Raw genomic sequence first — 17,769 nt, 5'->3', positions numbered from 1 at the left:
TCTCACGAAATAACCTCTTAAAGGTAAACAAAAACAAGTCAATATTCCATTTTCGTTACGTTCTTGTTTGAGGGAAGGCTACTTCTGGCGCTCTGCGGGGCGATCGACCATACGTAAATAGCCCCCAACCAGGGGCTGACGCTGTTTAAAAATATTGGCGATTTCGCTGACCACCTTTCCACTACCCGCATTTTTCCACGCCAGAGAAAGCGGAGAGGGCTGGCGAGGATTTGCGACGGATCGCGCCACCAGCGCTCCGGACTCCACGTACGGGCGGCATAAACGTTCAGGCAGAAAACCGACGCCCAGTCCGCTTAAATGACAGGCCAGCTTGGTGCTGAGATCCGGCACTTTGATCTCTTTTTGCCCGCTTAACAGCCAGGCCACGCGCCGGGTGAGCGTCCGCGAGGTGTCTTCAATATTGATAGCCGGGTAGCGCCGCAGCACATCATCCGATAATACCGCCGCCGGATGGCTGGCTAACGGATGTTGCTGCGCCACCACAAACTGCCAGGTGATATCCCCCAGCGGCAACAGCGAAATGTTGTTCGACAACGACTCAGAGCCAGTGACGCCAATCGCCAGTTGATAGTCGTCATACAGCAGCGAGTCCCAGACGCCCATATAGACCTGACGGGAAATCTGGAAGCGGGTAAAGGGAAAGTGTTGATGCAGCCAGGTTAGCAAATCGGCGGTGGTTTGCGGTTGATAAAGGAGATTATTGATGACGATATTGACCTGCCGCTCTACGCCCGCGTTAATTTGCTGCAACTCATCGGGCATCGCATCAAGCCAGTTAAGCCACTGGCGACAATGTTCCAGCAAATGCTGACCCGCCAGCGTCAGGCTGACAGAACGCGTGGTGCGCAAAAACAACTGTGTTCCCACCTGCTCTTCCAGCGTTTTAATGCGATAGCTGATCGCTGCTGGCGTTTTATGCAGCGAGCTGGCCGCACGGGAAAAACTCTCCGTTTCAGCAACGCGAATAAAGGTACGAATGGTTTCCTGATCGAGCATGTTTACCCCTTAAATCAACGGCCTGTAACCAGCGCTGCGCAATGGCGATCCCTAACATCATGTCGGCGCCAGAGGTGTGTCCCGTCGCCAGCAACCGACCAATCGCACGCTGTGGCGAACGCCCGGACTGTAAACGGCGCATAACCCGCAGTACGGGGGTAGAAAATTCCCCTACCCTGGCGCTGTTCAGATAGCTACAGCTTACCGAAGTTGTCAGCGAAGCGAGTTGATCGTTCGGGGGTAAAAAAAGCCGAACCGGCAGCGCGACGGCGTGAAAGACCGCCAACATGCCGGTTAACATATCATCTCCGCTGGGCGTTAACCCCGGCCCACAGCCAATTAGCCAGCGCCAGTCAGGCGCAACACCGGCCTGCCAGCGCGACAGCTGCGCGGCTATTTGCGGGAAAACAGACAGTGACGCGACGGCATGATTAAGCGGGCCGCCAAGACCGGTTGGCGAGGTAAAAGGTGAGAGATCCGCTGGCTGTAAGCTCCCGGGCGTCAGGCGCAGCGTCAGTTGCCGCAGTGGTCGTAAGGTCAGTCTCCGTCCATAAAGCTGTGCGTCCCGCTTGATCATTGTTGCATGCTGTGCGCACCGGGAGAAGACATCATCAGCCAGCAAGACGCCCGACGGCCCCATGCCTTTACCGTAGCGATACAATGTCAGCAGTTCGCCTCCGGCATGGATGAAATTGATCGCCTGCGAAAAACGGCTATGCAGCAGCCATTCGCCGTCAGGAAGTCGATTAAGCCCGGCACTGGCCAGCGCATTAAAGGTGACCATAACTTTGCTCCGCTATGCCGGATGGCGGCTACGCCTTGTCCGGCCTCCAACAGCATTGCCATGCAGGCCCGGTAAGCACTGCGCCACCGGGCCATGACACTACGCGGTGATGTGATGTGCTTCCGCCAGCGCTTCCAGCGCTTTTTCAAAACAGAGCAGCGGCGCACGTACAGTGCCCGCGCCGACCTGACCGATCCCCGCCTCACGGTGCGCAATCCCGGTATTGATCAGCGGCGTAATCCCCGTTTCCACCACCCGACGAATATCCAACCCCAGGCACGCGCCTTTGAAATCCCAGGATGGGATCTGGAACAGCGGGTTGTGATCCAGATAAATTTCCGCCATCTCTTCAGAGGTTTCCAGCGCCGCGCCCATACCGCCCGCGCCGACAAATCGCGTCACGCCGGGGGCGGCAATCATCGCCGCGCCGCCAATGCCCAGCGTTTCGGTAATGGCGCTGTCACCGATATCCGGGTTGGCGTCAGCCTGGCTGTAGCCGGTAAAAAACAAGCCCTGCGGCGTGTTCACCGGCGCAGTAAACCACCGATCCCCCGTGCCGCTAACGCGAATGCCAAATTCGCGACCGTTACGCGTCATCGCCGTGACAACGGAACCGGCCTTAATCTCTGCTGCCGCGTCCATGACCGCTTTGCTGTAGGCCATCGCCAGATTAAGAAAGAACTGGTCGGTGACGCTGAGGAACTGCATCACGTCGACAATCCCGGCCTTTGGTCGGTCCAGTCCGGCGATCGCCGGTGACAACGTGCGAAGCAGCAGCGAAGAAGCGGCGATATTGCGCTGATGGAATTCGTCGCCCATGGTGATCGCCTGAGCCATCAACGCGGTCAGATCAACGCCGTTTTCCATGCGTGATAACGCCTCCTGCAGCACTGGCGCCAGCGTATCGCGCATCCAGCGAAGGCGGGTCTGGACGTCGTCGCCGTAAGCGCCAAAGCGCATCACTTTACCGATCCCTTCGTTCAGATTGCAGTACGACTGATTGCCGTGTACCGTGTCGCGCACCACCAGGACGGGCATATTTGCAGAGGTGATCCCTCCCATCGGCCCGACCGCGCCAACGTGATGACAGGGAATGAATGCCACTTCGCCCTTGTTTAACAGCGCCAGCGCCTCTGCTTCACTGGCCGCCCATCCTTCAAACAGCGACGCGCCAATACACGCGCCACGCATCGGGCCGGTCATCTCTTCCCAGGCGATCGGTGGCCCCGCGTGAAGCAGTTTTCGGCCTGTCGCCAGCGTCTCTATGACCTCTTTCGCCGGACGGACGGCAATCCAGTGCGGGCGAGCAGCTTTAATGCGTTCAATAATGGCGTCGTTGGCCTGAGCAATAGATGAATACATATCGGTACCTCTGAAATTAATGTAACTGCTTGAGTAAACTGGCGAGACGGGCGTTGCCACCGGCAACGGGCGCCCACTGATAATGCACAACCGGCGTGCCGCTGCTTTGCAGATCCAGTGCGAAGCTGCGTAGCCCGGCGTTAATCACCTGAATGCCGTCCAGCAGAGCGCTATGACGGGTTGCAGAACCGACGTCCTGATGGCGCGTCAGGCTAACGGCAAGCAGAACGGCTTCTTCGAGGGTTTCCACCACCGCGATACCGGCAGCGCGCAAGATGTCGGTTTGATCACTACGTCCCTGCGGATCGCCGTCGGTACCGGTCAGGGTGGCAATGGTGACCAAAGGCGCGTCGCGTTTCGCGCGGACTTGCTCAACGGCCTCAACAACCGCGCCTGCCGGGTCAGCACAGGCGCCATAGCCCAACACCACGTCCAGTAGCAGCACGCCGACCTCCGACATTGCGGCCAGTTTTTCAATCTCAATACTGCGGGTGGTCGGGTCGATCATGGGATGTGGCCGGCCCAGGGTGTAGCTGTCATCGCCAAGATCGACAATGCGATGCCCTTCGGCTTCCAGCATGACGCCGTCGGCGTGCGTTTCGCTCACCGGGACGCCAAGCCCGGCAGACAGCAACATTGCGGCCTCTGCGGCAAGGGTGCCGCCGGCATACAGACCATAAATGGTTTTGCCCACCACCGCGGGCTGGCTGACGCGCTGTTGCGCAACGCGCATCAACAGCACCGCCAACTGCGCGGCATCTGACAGCGAATTTGCCAACCAGACGTTTCCTTCCCTGCGCCGTTCCGGCTTACTGCCGAGAAACAGCGCAACCACCGGTTTTCCAACCTTTTGCATCGCAGTAATAATGCGTGTTCTGACCTGCGGCGACGGCGGCTTGGAGACAAAAGCGATGACTCGTGTGGCGTCGTCACCTGCCAGCATCTCAAGAGCGGTTAAGGCGCTGATCCCGCCGACTTCCGCGCTGAGATCGCGCCCCCCCAGACCAATGGCGTGGCTGATCCCCTGATGGCGCAGCGCAATCTGCGACGTCACTTCCTGAATACCGGTGCCAGACGCGCCAATAACCCCGATTCCGCCTTCCGGCAGGACGTTGGCAAACGCCAGCGGACTACCGGCAATCATCGCCGTCCCGCAGTCCGGTCCCATCACGATCAGCCCACGCTCGCGCGCCAGCGTTTTCAGTTCGACCTCCTGCGCCAACGGCACGTTGTCCGAAAACAGCATAACGTTCTTACCTGCCAGCAGCCCTTCTCTGGCAACTGACGCCGCGTACTCTCCGGCAACGGAAACCAGCAGCAGATTGGCCTGCGGCAGCTTCTGGCAGGCGCTTTCCCAACGGCGCGCTTTCAGCAATTGTTGCGAACTGCCTGACGCGTTAGCGATCGCGCTGAGTTCTTTTTCCAGTTGCTCACGAACGAGGTCAAGGATCCCCGGACGCGCCTCCTGAGTTCGCACCGCCACGCAAATATCGTTCGGCGTGGCCTCGGCAAAATCGTCGTGCCAGAAACCGGTGGAGTCCAGCATGGCTTTATTGGCTGGCGTTCCCATCATGACCGATACCTGATCCACTTCCGGCCGTTCGCTCAATTTGCGGGAAATAATCATCAGGCTGACCGAGTCCTGAAAACTTCCCTTTTTAATAAAGGCGTAAATCATTACCGCTACCTCTTATGTGCGTTTTTCTTTCAAAAACAGCATGGCAATCAGACCAATGCCCAACAGAATGGCTGAAACATAAAAACTGGAGGCCAGGCTACCGGTAATATCGCGCGCGGCCCCGGCAATAATCGGTGCAAGGATCGATGAACTCATGCCGATAAAATTAAATAAGCCAAACGCGGTGCTGTAATTATTTTCATCGACGCTGTCAGCAACCAGTGCCACCAGTACCGGATCCAGCGCCAGTTTGCCGACAAGGCCGTAAACGCACAGTGCGATCACTACCCCGGTCATATTGGGCATCCAGATAATTGACAGCATGCTGATAATCGCAACCGGCACGAGGAACATAATTAACGGTTTGCGCTTACCTAATTTGTCAGACAGGCTGGAGAATAACAGCGCGCCAGGAATTGAAATCCACGCCACCAGCGACGAAATAAAACCCGTTTCGCTACCGGCGATTCCACGTTCACTTTGCAGATAATACGGAAGCCAAGTCAGGATAACGAAGAATCCAAACAGGCTGCAAAACACCATAATATACGTCAACAGCAGATTACGGTTTTTCAGCAGGTCGCTGAATTTGCCTTTTTTAGCCTGTGTGCCATCGGTATCGGCGGTGCGTTTTTTTTCTTTGACCAAAAACCAGATCGCCAGGCCAACCAACACCGAGGGGATTGCCATCGCATAAAACGGCATCCGCCATGAATATCCCTGATCGTACACCAGCCAGCTCGACGTCATCAGCCCCAGCGCAATACCAAACGCCATGCCGCTGTTGATAATGGCGCTCCCCAGTGAGCGGTATTTTTTCGGGATCTGCTCGGAAGATAAGCCATACTGCGGACCATAATAGGTGCCTTCTCCGGCGCCTGTTACCACGCGGGCAAACAGCAAGGTGTACCAGCTTTTCGCCCAGCCGGTAACGGCCGTAAAAACGCCAAACAGAATAAATCCGGGCACCAGCACTTTTTTCTTGCCGATTTTGTCACCGAGAATACCGGCCGGAACCTGTAATAACGCATAAGAAAAATAGAACACCGAGTTGAGAATACCTAATTGCGTTCCGCTCAGGCCAAACTCTTTTTCCAGCTCGCCCATAACCGGATTCAATATTGTCCGGTCGGCATACCTAAAAATCCATCCCAGCCAGAACAGGAAAATAGTGACCCACCAGGCCGGTATTCCTTTTTTATTTGTGACATCAGTCACTTCACATGAACCAGACATAAACTGTCTCCCGGTATTAAATTCCCCAAACGATGAGGGTTGATGTTTAAACTGTCATTACCTTATCGGGCAAATCCCCCTTTTCTTTTGAACAAAGTCACACAAAACTCATTGTTATAAATTTCTGGGGACTGGCGTCTTAATTATTAAAAAATATCTAATAATCATTTTTAAAGGATTTTAAATAAACACGTGACGCATTAATCAGATATTTTTTGGGGTAACAGCTTTGTCGACGCAATCACAATATCCGTTCTCAATATCGCTATTTTTGCCGCGAGATAATTTATTTATTGAGGCTAAAATGAAAAAGAAACTGGTTATTGCTCTGGGCGGCAATGCGCTTTTGCAGCGCGGAGAGGTTTTGAGCGCGGAGAATCAGCAGCGGAGCATTGAGCTTTTTGCACAAACCGTGACAAGCCTGGCGCGTGACTATCAGCTGGTGATTGTTCATGGCAACGGACCGCAGGTGGGTTTACTGGCGCTGCAAAATGCGGCGTACACCGGCTCTCCCGCCTGGCCGCTGGATATTCTGGTGGCTGAAAGCCAGGGCATGATCGGCGTCGCTATTGCCCAGGCATTAACGCAATGTGCAGGCGGAACGCCCGTGACGACGCTGATGACGCGCGTGGAAGTCGATCCTGATGACGCAGCGTTCGCCACGCCCGGCAAATACATTGGGCCGGTATATCCTCCCGAACAGCAGAGCGAACTGGAGAAGCGTTATGGCTGGACGATAAAAGCCGACGGTCAGCACATTCGTCGGGTTGTACCTTCCCCAGCGCCAAAAAACATTGTCGACGGTGATGCTATTCAAACGCTGCTGGCGGCAGGCCATACGGTAATCTGCTGCGGCGGAGGCGGCGTCCCGGTTGTGGCGCAGGGAGATAGCTATCGGGGAACCGAAGCGGTGATCGACAAAGATTTAACGGCAGCGGTGCTGGCATGTACTCTCGACGCCGATCATCTGCTGATCCTCACCGATGCCGACGCGGTGTATGAGCACTGGGGCAAGCCGCAAGCGCGGGCATTGCGTCACGTCACGCCAGAGGAACTGGCTCCCTTCGCTGCGCCGGACGGCGCGATGGGCCCGAAAGCCGCCGCCGTGATCCAGTTTGTCAAGCAGAGCGGGAATGCGGCCTTTATTGGCGCGCTCAAAGATGCGCCGCAGATCCTGGCTGGCGAAAAAGGAACCTGCGTGACGCGATAATGTCTGCGTGCAGGATGACGCTATCACTTCACGGGACGGATGAGGTGATAGCCCCCTCCGGCTGACGGACAAAAAAATGGCTTCCCGAAGGAAGCCATTTCAACAATCTGCGAGGCTGAAATTACAGAACGTCTACCGCGTTCAGTTCTTTGAAAGCCTGTTCCAGACGGGTGATCATGGAAGTCTGGCCTGCACGCAGCCATACGCGCGGATCGTAGTATTTCTTGTTCGGCTGATCTTCGCCTTTCGGGTTACCCAGCTGCCCCTGCAGATACGCTTCGTTATCTTTGTAGTACTTCAGAACACCTTCCCAGGTTGCCCATTGGGTATCGGTATCGATGTTCATTTTGATAACACCGTAGCTTACGGAATCTTTGATTTCCTGAGCAGTAGAACCGGAACCGCCGTGGAAAACGAAGTTCAGGCTGTTGTGCGGCAGGTTGTGTTTCTTAGAAACGTATTCCTGAGAGTCGCGCAGGATGGTCGGGGTCAGAACCACGTTACCCGGCTTGTAAACGCCGTGTACGTTACCGAAGGAAGCCGCGATGGTGAAACGCGGGCTGATTTTGCTCAGTTCGGTGTACGCGTAATCAACGTCTTCCGGCTGGGTATACAGAGCGGAAGCGTCCATGTGGCTGTTATCCACGCCGTCTTCTTCGCCGCCGGTGCAGCCCAGTTCGATTTCCAGGGTCATGCCGATTTTGGACATGCGCGCCAGGTATTTGGAGCAGATTTCGATGTTCTCTTCCAAAGACTCTTCAGACAGGTCAATCATGTGAGACGAGAACAGCGGTTTACCGGTCTCCGCGAAGTGTTTCTCACCCGCGTCCAGCAGACCGTCGATCCACGGCAGCAGTTTCTTCGCGCAGTGGTCGGTGTGCAGAATAACCGGAACACCGTAGTGTTCAGCCATCTGGTGAACGTGATGCGCACCGGAGATCGCACCCAGGATAGCAGCGCCCTGAGGAACGTCAGTTTTTACGCCTTTGCCCGCGATGAAAGAAGCGCCACCGTTGGAGAACTGAACGATAACCGGCGCTTTCACTTTTGCAGCGGTTTCCAGAACGGCGTTGATGGAGTCGGTGCCGACGCAGTTTACTGCTGGCAGAGCAAAGTTGTTTTCTTTAGCTACCTGGAAAACTTTCTGTACGTCATCGCCAGTGATAACGCCAGGTTTTACGAAATCAAAAATTTTAGACATGTTGCGAGTCCTGTTTCTGTATCTTCGACCGTTAAAACGGGGGAGCGGGCCTTTCAGCGCGCTGAAAAACAGGCGGGTTTCCCCGCCTGAACAAATTTACTGCTTCGCGCGCTCCTCGAGCATCGCTACGGCTGGCAGAACTTTGCCTTCCACGAATTCGAGGAATGCGCCGCCGCCAGTGGAGATGTAGGAGATTTTGTCTGCAATACCGAACAGATCGATAGCCGCCAGAGTGTCACCGCCGCCAGCGATAGAGAACGCTTCGCTGTCTGCAATAGCGTTAGCCACGATTTCAGTCCCTTTACGGAAGTTCGGGAATTCAAATACGCCGACCGGACCGTTCCACAGAATGGTTTTCGCATTCTTCAGGATCTCAGCCAGTTGCTGTGCAGACGCGTCGCCGATGTCCAGGATCTGCTCGTCTTCTTTCACGTCAGAGACAGATTTCAGCGTAGCCGCAGCGGTTTCGGAGAACTCGGTGGCAACGCGAACGTCAGTCGGCACCGGGATATCACAGGTGGTCAGCAGACGTTTTGCTTCGTCAACCAGGTCAGCTTCGTACAGGGATTTCCCTACGCTGTGGCCCTGAGCGGCAACGAAGGTGTTGGCGATACCGCCGCCCACGATCAGCTGGTCAGCGATTTTGGACAGGGAGTCCAGTACCGTCAGTTTGGTAGAGACTTTAGAACCGCCGACGATAGCGACCATCGGACGAGCCGGTTCTTTCAACGCTTTACCCAGCGCGTCCAGTTCAGCCGCCAGCAACGGGCCGGCACAGGCTACGTCAGCAAATTTGCCGATACCGTGAGTAGACGCCTGCGCACGGTGAGCCGTACCAAATGCGTCCATGACGAACACGTCGCACAGCGCCGCGTATTTTTTGGACAGCGCTTCGTCGTCTTTCTTCTCGCCTTTGTTAAAGCGAACGTTTTCCAGAACCACCAGCTCACCGGCCGCCACTTCAACGCCGTCCAGGTAATCTTTAACCAGACGAACCGGGTTGGACAGTTTGTCTTTCAGGTAGTTAACAACCGGCAGCAGAGAGAATTCTTCGTTGTACTCGCCTTCGGTAGGACGACCCAGGTGGGAAGTGACCATCACTTTCGCACCCTGTTTCAGCGCCAGTTCGATAGTCGGCAGGGAAGCACGGATACGCGCGTCGCTGGTTACTTTCCCTTCTTTAACTGGCACGTTCAGATCCGCACGGATGAAAACGCGTTTACCAGCAAGATCCAGATCGGTCATCTTGATTACAGACATGGTGAATCCTCTCGTTGATTCTTAAAGTTTTGCAAGCGCTTACGCGCTTTACCTGAAACCAATAGCGGCCATGGCTAACGTGGTGTCGAGCATTCTGTTAGCAAAGCCCCATTCATTATCGCACCAGACCAGCGTCTTTATCAGGTGCCCACCACTGACTCGCGTTTGTGTGCCATCGACGATGGCGCTGTGCGGGTCATGGTTAAAATCTACTGAGACCAACGGTAAATCCGTATAGTCAACTATATCATGAAATGCACCTTGTGCCGCTTTTTGCAGCAACTGGTTGACTTCATTGGCTTTTACCGGTTTCTTCACCGTGACGCTTAAGTCGATTGCCGTGACGTTTATCGTGGGAACACGCACCGCAATGGCCTCAAAACGATCGTTAAACTGCGGAAAAATACGGGTAATGCCTGCCGCCAGTTTGGTATCGACCGGAATGATCGACTGACTCGCCGCACGCGTACGCCGCAGGTCAGGATGGTATGCATCGATAACCTGCTGATCGTGCATGGCGGAGTGTATTGTGGTCACCGTACCAGACTCGATGCCATAGGCATCATCTAATAATTTGATGACGGGAATGATGCAGTTCGTCGTGCAGGACGCGTTTGACACAATGCGGTCTTGTGCCCGCAGGCGATCCTGATTGACGCCAAACACAACGGTGGCGTCGAGATCGTGGCTGCCAGGATGTGAAAAGAGCACTTTCTTCGCGCCTGCGGCGATATGCGCTTCGCCGTGTTCGCGGCTGCCGTATACGCCCGTGCAGTCGAGGACAATATCAACGCCCAGTTCACGCCAGGGCAACGCGGCAAGCGAAGGCTGATGCAGGATGCGGATCGAATCGTCGCCGACAATGAGCTGCTCGCGCTCATGGCGAACGTCCCATGCAAAACGTCCATGGCTGGTGTCATATTTCAACAAATGCGCCATGCCTGCGGCATCCGCCAGTTCGTTGATGGCCACCACGGTGATTTCCGCCCGACGTCCGGATTCGTATAAAGCGCGAACCACGTTACGTCCGATGCGACCGAAGCCATTAATCGCTACGCGTACGGTCATAGATCTCCTGCAAGGCTATCCTGATTCAGATGTGGCTGACAGAGTAATCCAGCGCATCGTTCAGGGAAACCTTACCTGTCGCAAACTGCGACTGATTGATTATTTGTCGAACATTTAATCGACTGAAACGCTTCAGCTAGAATAAGCGAAACGAGGAATAAAAGGAATGATTGTCCAGTTGATTAAGCCAGCTATATGACTTACATCACATTTCACGCCCCTGGTTCGCAGAAATTATTCCACCCAGGAGTAATAGCGGTTGCCCCGGCGCCGATTCCAGGAATCGTACGCCAGGCGGTCCTCTTAGCAGAGCCGATACTCACCTGTCGGCGTCATGATTAACGTAAGGTCGGCCGGTCGACTGTTTTGCAGAACCCGACGCACGTTCGGCCCATCAGTGCGTTCATAGAACGCTTCGGCATCACCCTGAGACGATCCTCCCGCCAGTTTACGGGCGATCAGGCGCGATCGAAGCGCCTCTTCCGGTGCGCGTATAAAGATCGAATAATCGCAAAACTCCGCCAGTGCCTGCCAACGCGGTTCCTTCAGCAAAAGCCAGTTTCCTTCAACAATCACCAACGACGCGGTTACCGGGATGGCATTTTCAACCGGCTCATGGGTTTGCCGATCGTACTGCGGCCAGGCGCCTTCCGCTTCCCTGATCTGACGCAGATTGCGCGCCAGTTTATCAACGTCAAAGGTGTCCGGCGCGCCTTTACTGGCTCGCAAGTTATGCGCCTCCAGCCACGCGTTGTAATGATGAAAGCCATCCATCGGCAGAGTCTGGATCGTTGGCAGACTGGCATCCTGTTGACAGAGATACTCCCAAAATGTGGTTAGCGTGGATTTGCCGGTCCCGGGAGGGGCGCAGAGAAAAATAAGGGTTCGTTGTCCAGTATGCGTAGCGTTTATTTTCGCCAGCTGTCGCAATAGGGGTTTATGGACGATTTCAATTTCATCGTCGTGGTAATGCGCGGTAACGTCCAGCCCATTAACCGTCAGTCCGATTTTCACGGCGTTAATTCCTTTAAAATTGTCGTTACCGCCAGCGTCATCGCCGTCTTGATCATGCCGGTAAAGCGAACCTCGGACCAGGTGGCGAAGTCGGCAAACTTCATCGACTCAAGCGCGCCATATAAGGTTGCATTACGGGTAATACTGTTTACGTTACTGACAAAATCCCAGGTGATGTCATCCGTAAAGCCCGGGATCGTGTCCTGTTCCTTAAGGTAGCGATAAAACTGGGAAAAATGGGTGATGTCGGCATACAGCCATTTTTCCATTTTTCCCAACGCATAAATCAGGCGTAACGCAACGTCGATATCATCAAGCGGCCCACTCTGCGCGAGTAACGGCTTCACTGCATACTCCACGATCTCTTCATCATTATCGACAAACAGCGACGGCAGAAAGCGTTTAATGCCCTGAAGCAAAATGTCATGTGCCGTCGTCATAAACGAAAGTAAATTGGTCTGAGCGTCCAGTTGCTCAAGCACATCGTCTTCTGTCAGCGTCGTCATTTGTGTCCCGATAAATCACCATGAATGCAGAGAGTCTATTATATTACACGTTCGATCCGCGCCGCCGATCAGTAAAGTTTGCGGGCGCACACCCTTCTCAACCTGTTGGATCCCCTTCAGAAGGTCTCCCCCCGTCACGCCCGTTGCACTAAAGAGAATGTCATTTCCCTTTACTAACGTGTCGATCGCATAGACGCGGTTAATCTCGACGCCCATCTCCGCACAGCGTTGTCGTTCACGGACAGCGATCACGCGATTATCTGCGGTATCGCCTTTCGCTTCACAAAAGTCGATCAGCTCTGCCTGCATATCGCCCCCGAGCGCTTTTACCGCACAGGCGGAAATCACCCCTTCCGGTGCACCGCCGAGCGTATACATCAGGTCATACGGATTGTCCTGCAGACAGGTCAGAACGCTGGCCGCCACATCGCCATCGGGCAGGGCAAAAACCTTTACGCCGAGCTGTGTTGCCTCGGCAATCGCCGGATGAAGCCGGGGTTTGTCCAGCGTGACCATGCGCAAGCGATCCAGCGGTTTTCCCAGCGCCGCCGCCACATTGCGTAAATTGTCGGCTAACGGAAGCGCCAGATCGATCGCGCCTTTTGCCTGGGCATTAACAACCAGCTTTTTCATATACATGTCAGGTGCGTGAAGCAAACTGCCGCGCGGGGCGAAAGCCATGACCGCCAGCGCATTGCTCTGCCCCATTGCGACCATACGGGTTCCTTCAATAGGATCGACAGCGATATCCACCTCCGGCCCGCTGCCTGTTCCGACCTCCTCACCGATCCATAACATCGGCGCACAATCGATTTCCCCCTCGCCAATGACAATTCTTCCACGGATAGCCACCTCGTTCAGAGCCTGTCGCATCGCGCTGACCGCGAGACCATCGATCCGGTTTTTGTCGCCGCATCCGGTTTGCGGCCAGGCTGCCAGCGCCGCCCGTTCCGTTGTGCGAAATAGCGGCCATGTCAGAGAGATCATGCAGCAGCCTCCCCTACGTCCACGCCAAATTGCGCCAGCAGGAATCTCTCAGCCTTTTCGTTCCAGATACCGTGCGTCTCTTCAACCAGACGCGCCAGTTCACGAAACAACGGATCGGTTTTGCCTTTTTCCGCGAAATCAGCGATCGCCGTCAGCGGCATCGTGACACCGTTATAAATCAGCTTTTTGCCGCCCGGAATATCGGGAAGATTGAGGACCGTATCCGGCACCGCATCCAGCCCGCCGATATGGGTGACCATAAAAGACGGTTGCAGTTGTCCCGTAGCGCTTAATGCAATCGCCTCTTTCATATCGTCGGTGGAACCGCCGGATGTTCCGACCACATGTGTACTGTTGTAATGCACGTTGTAAAAGTTGAACGGCACCCTGAAGCGACTGTCCGTCGGCCCGGCAAAAAAGTTCAGGCAACCGTCTTCCGCGAGAAGCTCATCCGCCAGTTCGACAAGGGCCGGAACAGCGGCATAGACAAATACGTCATCAAAACCGCTACCGTCCGTAAGATCGCGAAGCATGGCTGCGGGCTCTTTTATTCCGGCGGTATTCACATAAATAAGCTCAATGCCCTTACTGGCCGCGTGCTCAACCGTTAGCAAGCGGCTGGCCTGGGCCAGTCGCGTTTCATCGATATCCACCACCACGACCCGCGACGGCTGGATCCCGCCATTAATGGCATAGTCAATGGCGCCTATCCCCATCGGCCCGGCACAGGCTAATAGCGCGATATTGCCGCCAGGTTTAATGCCCATCCGGTGATCGTAAACGTAAGGCGTAGTGTGATAATTGGCGTTATAAGCGCCAATTATGCAGCACATCGGTTCCGCCAGCGATGCGGCGGCGAAATAAGAGCCGTGATAGGGTAAAACGCAGCCCAACTTAATCGCGATCTCCGGGATAATCATATACGTCGCATTACCGCCAAAATATTCATAGCTGTATCCGGCAGAATAACCACTCGGCAAGCCCATTGCGGGTTGTAAAACGAAGCGCTCGCCCTTTTTATATTTATCGGTTAGATTTTTCCCGACGTCGACAATGATCCCGGCACATTCATGACCGGTAATCACCGGATGATTCTCCAGATCATCTGGCACACGTTTATGTTCGCTGCCTAATGTTGCCGCTTTCCAGGTAGACAAACAGACGCTGTCAGAAATAACGCTGACTAATAATTCATTATCCGTAATGTCAGGTAGTTCAAATTCACGGATACGGACATCCCGCTTGCCATAGATGGCTGCCACTTTCGTTTTCATATTTACTCCAGAAACCAGAAATATTACTTCGTCGTAAGGTGATGAAATAAATCGTCGAGCAACGGGTCGCCAATATAGTTTTTAATCAGAACGACGGGTTTGTCGCTAACCCGTTTAACGCGCCCTTCCAGGCTGGCATGCGTCACGATAATATCGGCATCCTCGGGAACATTTTCGATCGCATAATGTTTGACATCGACCGTTAATCCCGCTTTTTCCAGGCGTTTACGAAACGTCGTTGCCCCCATAGCGCTCGACCCCATTCCCGCATCGCAAACAAATGCTATTCGTTTCACATCACGGTAAGAGAATTTACCCTCCTGCTTCATTGCCTGGACGGCTTTCGTGGAATCACTGAAGGTATCTTCACTTTCGCCAGCGCTATTTTTTTCCATTTTTAATATGAAAGAGGTCACCACAAAGGTCACCAGCGTTCCCGCCGTAACACCGGCAATCGTCGCCAGGAAAGCCCCCTTCGGCGTCAGCGCCAGGTAAGCGAAAATCGACCCAGGGCTCGGCCCGGCGACCAGCCCGCCGCCTAATACATTAAAGACCCACGTTCCGCTCATCCCGCCCGCAATCATGCCGATCAGCGTCAACGGTTTCATCAGCACATACGGGAAATACAGTTCATGGATACCGCCCAGGAAATGGATGATCATGGCGCCGGGTGCAGACTTCTTCGCCATCCCTTTACCAAACAAGGTGAACGCAAGCAGTAAACCCAGACCCGGCCCCGGGTTAGACGCCACCATAAAGAAAATGGATTTTCCTGTCTCCGAGGCTTGCTGCATACCCAGTGGATAATAAACGCCCTGGTCAATCGCATTGTTTAAAAAAAGGATTTTTGCTGGTTCATTAATTAACGACAGTAGCGGCAGGTAGCCCGCATGTACCAACGATTCAATACACTCCTTCACAAAGTTATTGGCAACCAGTACCGCCGGGCCAATGACCTCAAACCCCAGCAGACACAAGATCATCCCGGCGATACCCAGGGAGAAGTTATTAATCACCATTTCAAAACCGGCAGGAATGCGCCTGTCCAGCAGTCGGTCAATATATTTAATCACCAGCCCGCCTAGCGGTCCCATGATCATTGAACCGAGGAACATTGGGATATCCGCGCCAATAATGACGCCAATCGTACCAATGCCTCCCATCACCGCTCCCCGTTTGCCCCCCACCAGATGTCCACCGGTCGAACCAATCATCACCGGCAGTAAATAGGTAATCATCGGGCCGACAATTTTGGCGAAATGTTCGTTCGGCAACCATCCGGTTGGAATAAATAATGCGGTAATAAAGCCCCAGGCAATAAAGGCGCCGATATTCGGGATGACCATTGCAGTCAAAAACCCGCCAAAAGCCTGGACCTTAGCACGAGCAGACTTGTGTTCCATATTAATATCCTGTCAAGGAGAGAATAATTATGCGTGAGCGATAATATCCGCTAACTGTTTTTCTGACTTTGCCGCTAACAGCGCGTTTATCGTTTGTTCTTCACATAACAGCTCGCTTAATGCCTGGATAGCTTCAATATGTGAATCGGCATTTGCTGCCGATAAACCGATTAATAACCTGATACCTTCTTCACCTTCACTGAACTGCACTTCCTGTTTGAGTAACGTTAACGACATTCCTGTTTTTAACGCTCCATACTCTGGTCGCGCATGAGGCATAGCCACGCCGGGAGCCAGAATATAATAAGGGCCGTTGCTGAGAGTCGAATCTTTAATAGCCTGAATATAATTTGAATTAATATAATGGTTAGTCAGCAGGGAAGACATGCAAAAATCAATGGCCTGCTGCCAGTTTTCTACCGATGACTTTATCGAGATAGATGCTTCAGGAAAATAATCAATCAACCGCATACGTAATCCTTATTTTATTTTTAGGGTACAATGTTGCGCTGAAAATAAAATACGCGCGCGATAAAATGAAAGCAACAGGGGTCAACGTCAGGGCGAGAAAGAAGCGTGTTTTATAAAATCAAATAAAAACAATGATATAAAAACAAAAAATTAAAAAGCAACTGTAATTACGTGATGTGAATTGCAATTTTTGAATATGAATTAATGTTCATTTTGCAATGGTGATCACAAATGCGCTATTGCCATCATTAAAAAATTACCACTCTCCCTGAAGCCGTTACGCATTAATCGCGTAAAAAAAAGGCCATCTGTGAATACAGACGGCCTAAGGGGGTAATGTGTAAATTCCCGCCAGACGATATGGCGGGGAAAGGGACGACTTAGCTCAAGAGCGAGTGATCAAATTGAATGATGACAGTGGCGTAGGCGTCGATGGTGGTTTCACGCATCAGAGGTACCCAGCGCGGCATGTCGCTATGGCGCGTGACGCCGGACATGCTCATGTCGCCATTCCACTGCTTGTGCTCCGGCGTTTTCGGCATGTCCATACCCGTCTGACCGGTTGCAGACCCAGGAGAAAGCTTCACGTCACTGCCATCACCGGAAGACGGCGCCACGCCGTTGGTCATGTCACCGTTCGCCTGCTTGTGCTCTGGCGTTTTCGGCATATCCATCCCGGTCTGACCGGTAGACGATCCCGGGGACAGCTTCGCACTGTCGCCGTTGCCGGAAGACGGCGCCACGCCGTTGGTCATGTCACCGTTCCACTGCTTGTGCTCCGGCGTTTTCGGCATGTCCATCCCGGTCTGACCGGTAGACGATCCCGGGGACAGCTTCGCGCTGTCACCGTTGCCGGAAGACGGTGCCACGCCGTTGGTCATGTCACCGTTCCACTGCTTGTGCTCCGGCGTTTTCGGCATGTCCATTCCGGTCTGACCGGTAGACGATCCCGGGGACAGCTTGGCACTGTCGCCGTTACCGGAAGATGGCGCCACGCCGTTGGTCATGTCACCGTTCCACTGCTTGTGCTTCGGCGTCTTCGGCGTGTCCATTCCGGTTTTGCCGGTTGCGGAACCTGGAGACAGCGTCGGGTAGTTCGTATTCGGAACAGGCCATTTCTTAGTCGGCGTCGTAGTATCAGCCGCGGCTGGCGTCGGCGTGGTGTCCGATTTCGTTTCGCTGTCTGCCGGTTTCAGATCGTCTGCTTTCTGCGGCGTGACGGCCGGAACGTCTTCACTGTGCGCGGTCTGCGACGGCGTGGTATCCGTCTTCGTTTCGCTGTCTGCCGGTTTCGGCGC

16 protein-coding genes are annotated in these 17,769 nt (G+C 54.1%); 1 reads left to right on the top strand and 15 read right to left on the bottom strand.

Going from position 1 to position 17,769, the window contains the following annotated elements; translation table 11 throughout:
- Nucleotides 1-78 precede the first annotated feature (78 nt).
- The 5 genes from allS to OGY07_RS15950 form a co-directional block, all read right to left on the bottom strand.
- Entirely contained in the window at nucleotides 79-1,017 is a 939-nt protein-coding gene (gene allS / locus OGY07_RS15970) for an HTH-type transcriptional activator AllS (protein ID WP_042290289.1), read from the bottom strand.
- Entirely contained in the window at nucleotides 974-1,801 is an 828-nt protein-coding gene (locus OGY07_RS15965) for an oxamate carbamoyltransferase subunit AllH family protein (protein WP_286601642.1), read from the bottom strand. The genes allS and OGY07_RS15965 overlap by 44 nt, the downstream gene beginning before the upstream one ends.
- A 99-nt stretch (nucleotides 1,802-1,900) precedes the next feature.
- Nucleotides 1,901-3,163, bottom strand: a complete 1,263-nt coding sequence (locus tag OGY07_RS15960) for a YlbE family protein (protein WP_042290295.1) — start codon at nucleotides 3,161-3,163, stop codon at nucleotides 1,901-1,903.
- 16 nt (nucleotides 3,164-3,179) lie between these two features.
- On the bottom strand, nucleotides 3,180-4,841 hold the full coding sequence (locus OGY07_RS15955) for an acyl-CoA synthetase FdrA (protein WP_286601640.1): 1,662 nt from the start codon (nucleotides 4,839-4,841) through the stop codon (nucleotides 3,180-3,182).
- 12 nt (nucleotides 4,842-4,853) lie between these two features.
- On the bottom strand, nucleotides 4,854-6,077 hold the full coding sequence (locus tag OGY07_RS15950) for an MFS transporter (RefSeq protein ID WP_286601638.1): 1,224 nt from the start codon (nucleotides 6,075-6,077) through the stop codon (nucleotides 4,854-4,856).
- Between the two features lie 304 nt (nucleotides 6,078-6,381).
- On the opposite strand from OGY07_RS15950, the gene OGY07_RS15945 reads away from it, so the two are divergent.
- Nucleotides 6,382-7,287, top strand: coding sequence for a carbamate kinase (locus tag OGY07_RS15945; RefSeq protein WP_286601636.1), 906 nt, complete (start codon nucleotides 6,382-6,384; stop codon nucleotides 7,285-7,287).
- Nucleotides 7,288-7,408: 121 nt separating this feature from the next.
- Here the strand turns inward: OGY07_RS15945 and fbaA are convergent, their stop codons facing one another.
- The 10 genes from fbaA to OGY07_RS15895 form a co-directional block, all read right to left on the bottom strand.
- Nucleotides 7,409-8,488, bottom strand: a complete 1,080-nt coding sequence (gene fbaA / locus OGY07_RS15940; protein WP_042290302.1) for a class II fructose-bisphosphate aldolase — start codon at nucleotides 8,486-8,488, stop codon at nucleotides 7,409-7,411.
- A 96-nt stretch (nucleotides 8,489-8,584) separates the two neighbouring features.
- The gene (gene pgk, locus OGY07_RS15935; RefSeq protein WP_042290304.1) at nucleotides 8,585-9,748 is read right to left on the bottom strand and encodes a phosphoglycerate kinase; all 1,164 of its coding nucleotides are present in this window, start codon (nucleotides 9,746-9,748) and stop codon (nucleotides 8,585-8,587) included.
- 48 nt (nucleotides 9,749-9,796) lie between these two features.
- On the bottom strand, nucleotides 9,797-10,816 hold the full coding sequence (gene epd / locus OGY07_RS15930) for an erythrose-4-phosphate dehydrogenase (protein WP_286601633.1): 1,020 nt from the start codon (nucleotides 10,814-10,816) through the stop codon (nucleotides 9,797-9,799).
- Between the two features lie 303 nt (nucleotides 10,817-11,119).
- On the bottom strand, nucleotides 11,120-11,830 hold the full coding sequence (locus OGY07_RS15925) for a nucleoside/nucleotide kinase family protein (protein ID WP_286601631.1): 711 nt from the start codon (nucleotides 11,828-11,830) through the stop codon (nucleotides 11,120-11,122).
- On the bottom strand, nucleotides 11,827-12,336 hold the full coding sequence (locus tag OGY07_RS15920; RefSeq protein WP_042290313.1) for an MltR family transcriptional regulator: 510 nt from the start codon (nucleotides 12,334-12,336) through the stop codon (nucleotides 11,827-11,829). The genes OGY07_RS15925 and OGY07_RS15920 overlap by 4 nt, the downstream gene beginning before the upstream one ends.
- Before the next feature lie 15 nt (nucleotides 12,337-12,351).
- Complete coding sequence (gene glpX / locus OGY07_RS15915; protein WP_286601629.1) at nucleotides 12,352-13,323, bottom strand: class II fructose-bisphosphatase; 972 nt, start codon at nucleotides 13,321-13,323, stop codon at nucleotides 12,352-12,354.
- Nucleotides 13,320-14,597, bottom strand: a complete 1,278-nt coding sequence (locus OGY07_RS15910; protein WP_286601628.1) for a zinc-binding dehydrogenase — start codon at nucleotides 14,595-14,597, stop codon at nucleotides 13,320-13,322. Before OGY07_RS15910 ends, glpX begins: the two co-directional genes overlap by 4 nt.
- Nucleotides 14,598-14,620: 23 nt before the next feature.
- Nucleotides 14,621-16,000 carry a PTS mannitol transporter subunit IIBC gene (locus OGY07_RS15905; RefSeq protein WP_042290321.1) on the bottom strand — a complete coding sequence of 460 codons (1,380 nt, stop codon included), beginning with the start codon at nucleotides 15,998-16,000 and terminating at the stop codon, nucleotides 14,621-14,623.
- Between the two features lie 27 nt (nucleotides 16,001-16,027).
- On the bottom strand, nucleotides 16,028-16,471 hold the full coding sequence (cmtB, locus tag OGY07_RS15900; RefSeq protein ID WP_286601624.1) for a PTS mannitol transporter subunit IIA: 444 nt from the start codon (nucleotides 16,469-16,471) through the stop codon (nucleotides 16,028-16,030).
- A 380-nt stretch (nucleotides 16,472-16,851) separates the two neighbouring features.
- Nucleotides 16,852-17,769: hypothetical protein (locus OGY07_RS15895; protein ID WP_502872433.1), on the bottom strand; the 918-nt coding region annotated here is incomplete at its 5' end.

Source organism: Citrobacter sp. Cs237 (genome assembly GCF_030332325.1).
In the GTDB taxonomy this organism is placed as follows: Bacteria; Pseudomonadota; Gammaproteobacteria; order Enterobacterales; family Enterobacteriaceae; genus Citrobacter_A; species Citrobacter_A sedlakii.
This window is presented reverse-complemented; position numbering and strand designations above follow the sequence as displayed.

What these genes read in the sequence shown, in the direction of transcription:
- OGY07_RS15960 (WP_042290295.1), bottom strand. Translation starts at nt 3,163, where the DNA reads ATGTATTCATCTATTGCTCAGGCCAACGACGCCATTATTGAACGCATT.
- OGY07_RS15905 (WP_042290321.1), bottom strand. Translation starts at nt 16,000, where the DNA reads ATGGAACACAAGTCTGCTCGTGCTAAGGTCCAGGCTTTTGGCGGGTTT.
- fbaA (WP_042290302.1), bottom strand. Translation starts at nt 8,488, where the DNA reads ATGTCTAAAATTTTTGATTTCGTAAAACCTGGCGTTATCACTGGCGAT.
- OGY07_RS15950 (WP_286601638.1), bottom strand. Translation starts at nt 6,077, where the DNA reads ATGTCTGGTTCATGTGAAGTGACTGATGTCACAAATAAAAAAGGAATA.
- OGY07_RS15955 (WP_286601640.1), bottom strand. Translation starts at nt 4,841, where the DNA reads ATGATTTACGCCTTTATTAAAAAGGGAAGTTTTCAGGACTCGGTCAGC.
- OGY07_RS15965 (WP_286601642.1), bottom strand. Translation starts at nt 1,801, where the DNA reads ATGGTCACCTTTAATGCGCTGGCCAGTGCCGGGCTTAATCGACTTCCT.
- cmtB (WP_286601624.1), bottom strand. Translation starts at nt 16,471, where the DNA reads ATGCGGTTGATTGATTATTTTCCTGAAGCATCTATCTCGATAAAGTCA.
- epd (WP_286601633.1), bottom strand. Translation starts at nt 10,816, where the DNA reads ATGACCGTACGCGTAGCGATTAATGGCTTCGGTCGCATCGGACGTAAC.
- OGY07_RS15945 (WP_286601636.1), top strand. Translation starts at nt 6,382, where the DNA reads ATGAAAAAGAAACTGGTTATTGCTCTGGGCGGCAATGCGCTTTTGCAG.
- glpX (WP_286601629.1), bottom strand. Translation starts at nt 13,323, where the DNA reads ATGATCTCTCTGACATGGCCGCTATTTCGCACAACGGAACGGGCGGCG.
- pgk (WP_042290304.1), bottom strand. Translation starts at nt 9,748, where the DNA reads ATGTCTGTAATCAAGATGACCGATCTGGATCTTGCTGGTAAACGCGTT.
- allS (WP_042290289.1), bottom strand. Translation starts at nt 1,017, where the DNA reads ATGCTCGATCAGGAAACCATTCGTACCTTTATTCGCGTTGCTGAAACG.
- OGY07_RS15920 (WP_042290313.1), bottom strand. Translation starts at nt 12,336, where the DNA reads ATGACGACGCTGACAGAAGACGATGTGCTTGAGCAACTGGACGCTCAG.
- OGY07_RS15910 (WP_286601628.1), bottom strand. Translation starts at nt 14,597, where the DNA reads ATGAAAACGAAAGTGGCAGCCATCTATGGCAAGCGGGATGTCCGTATC.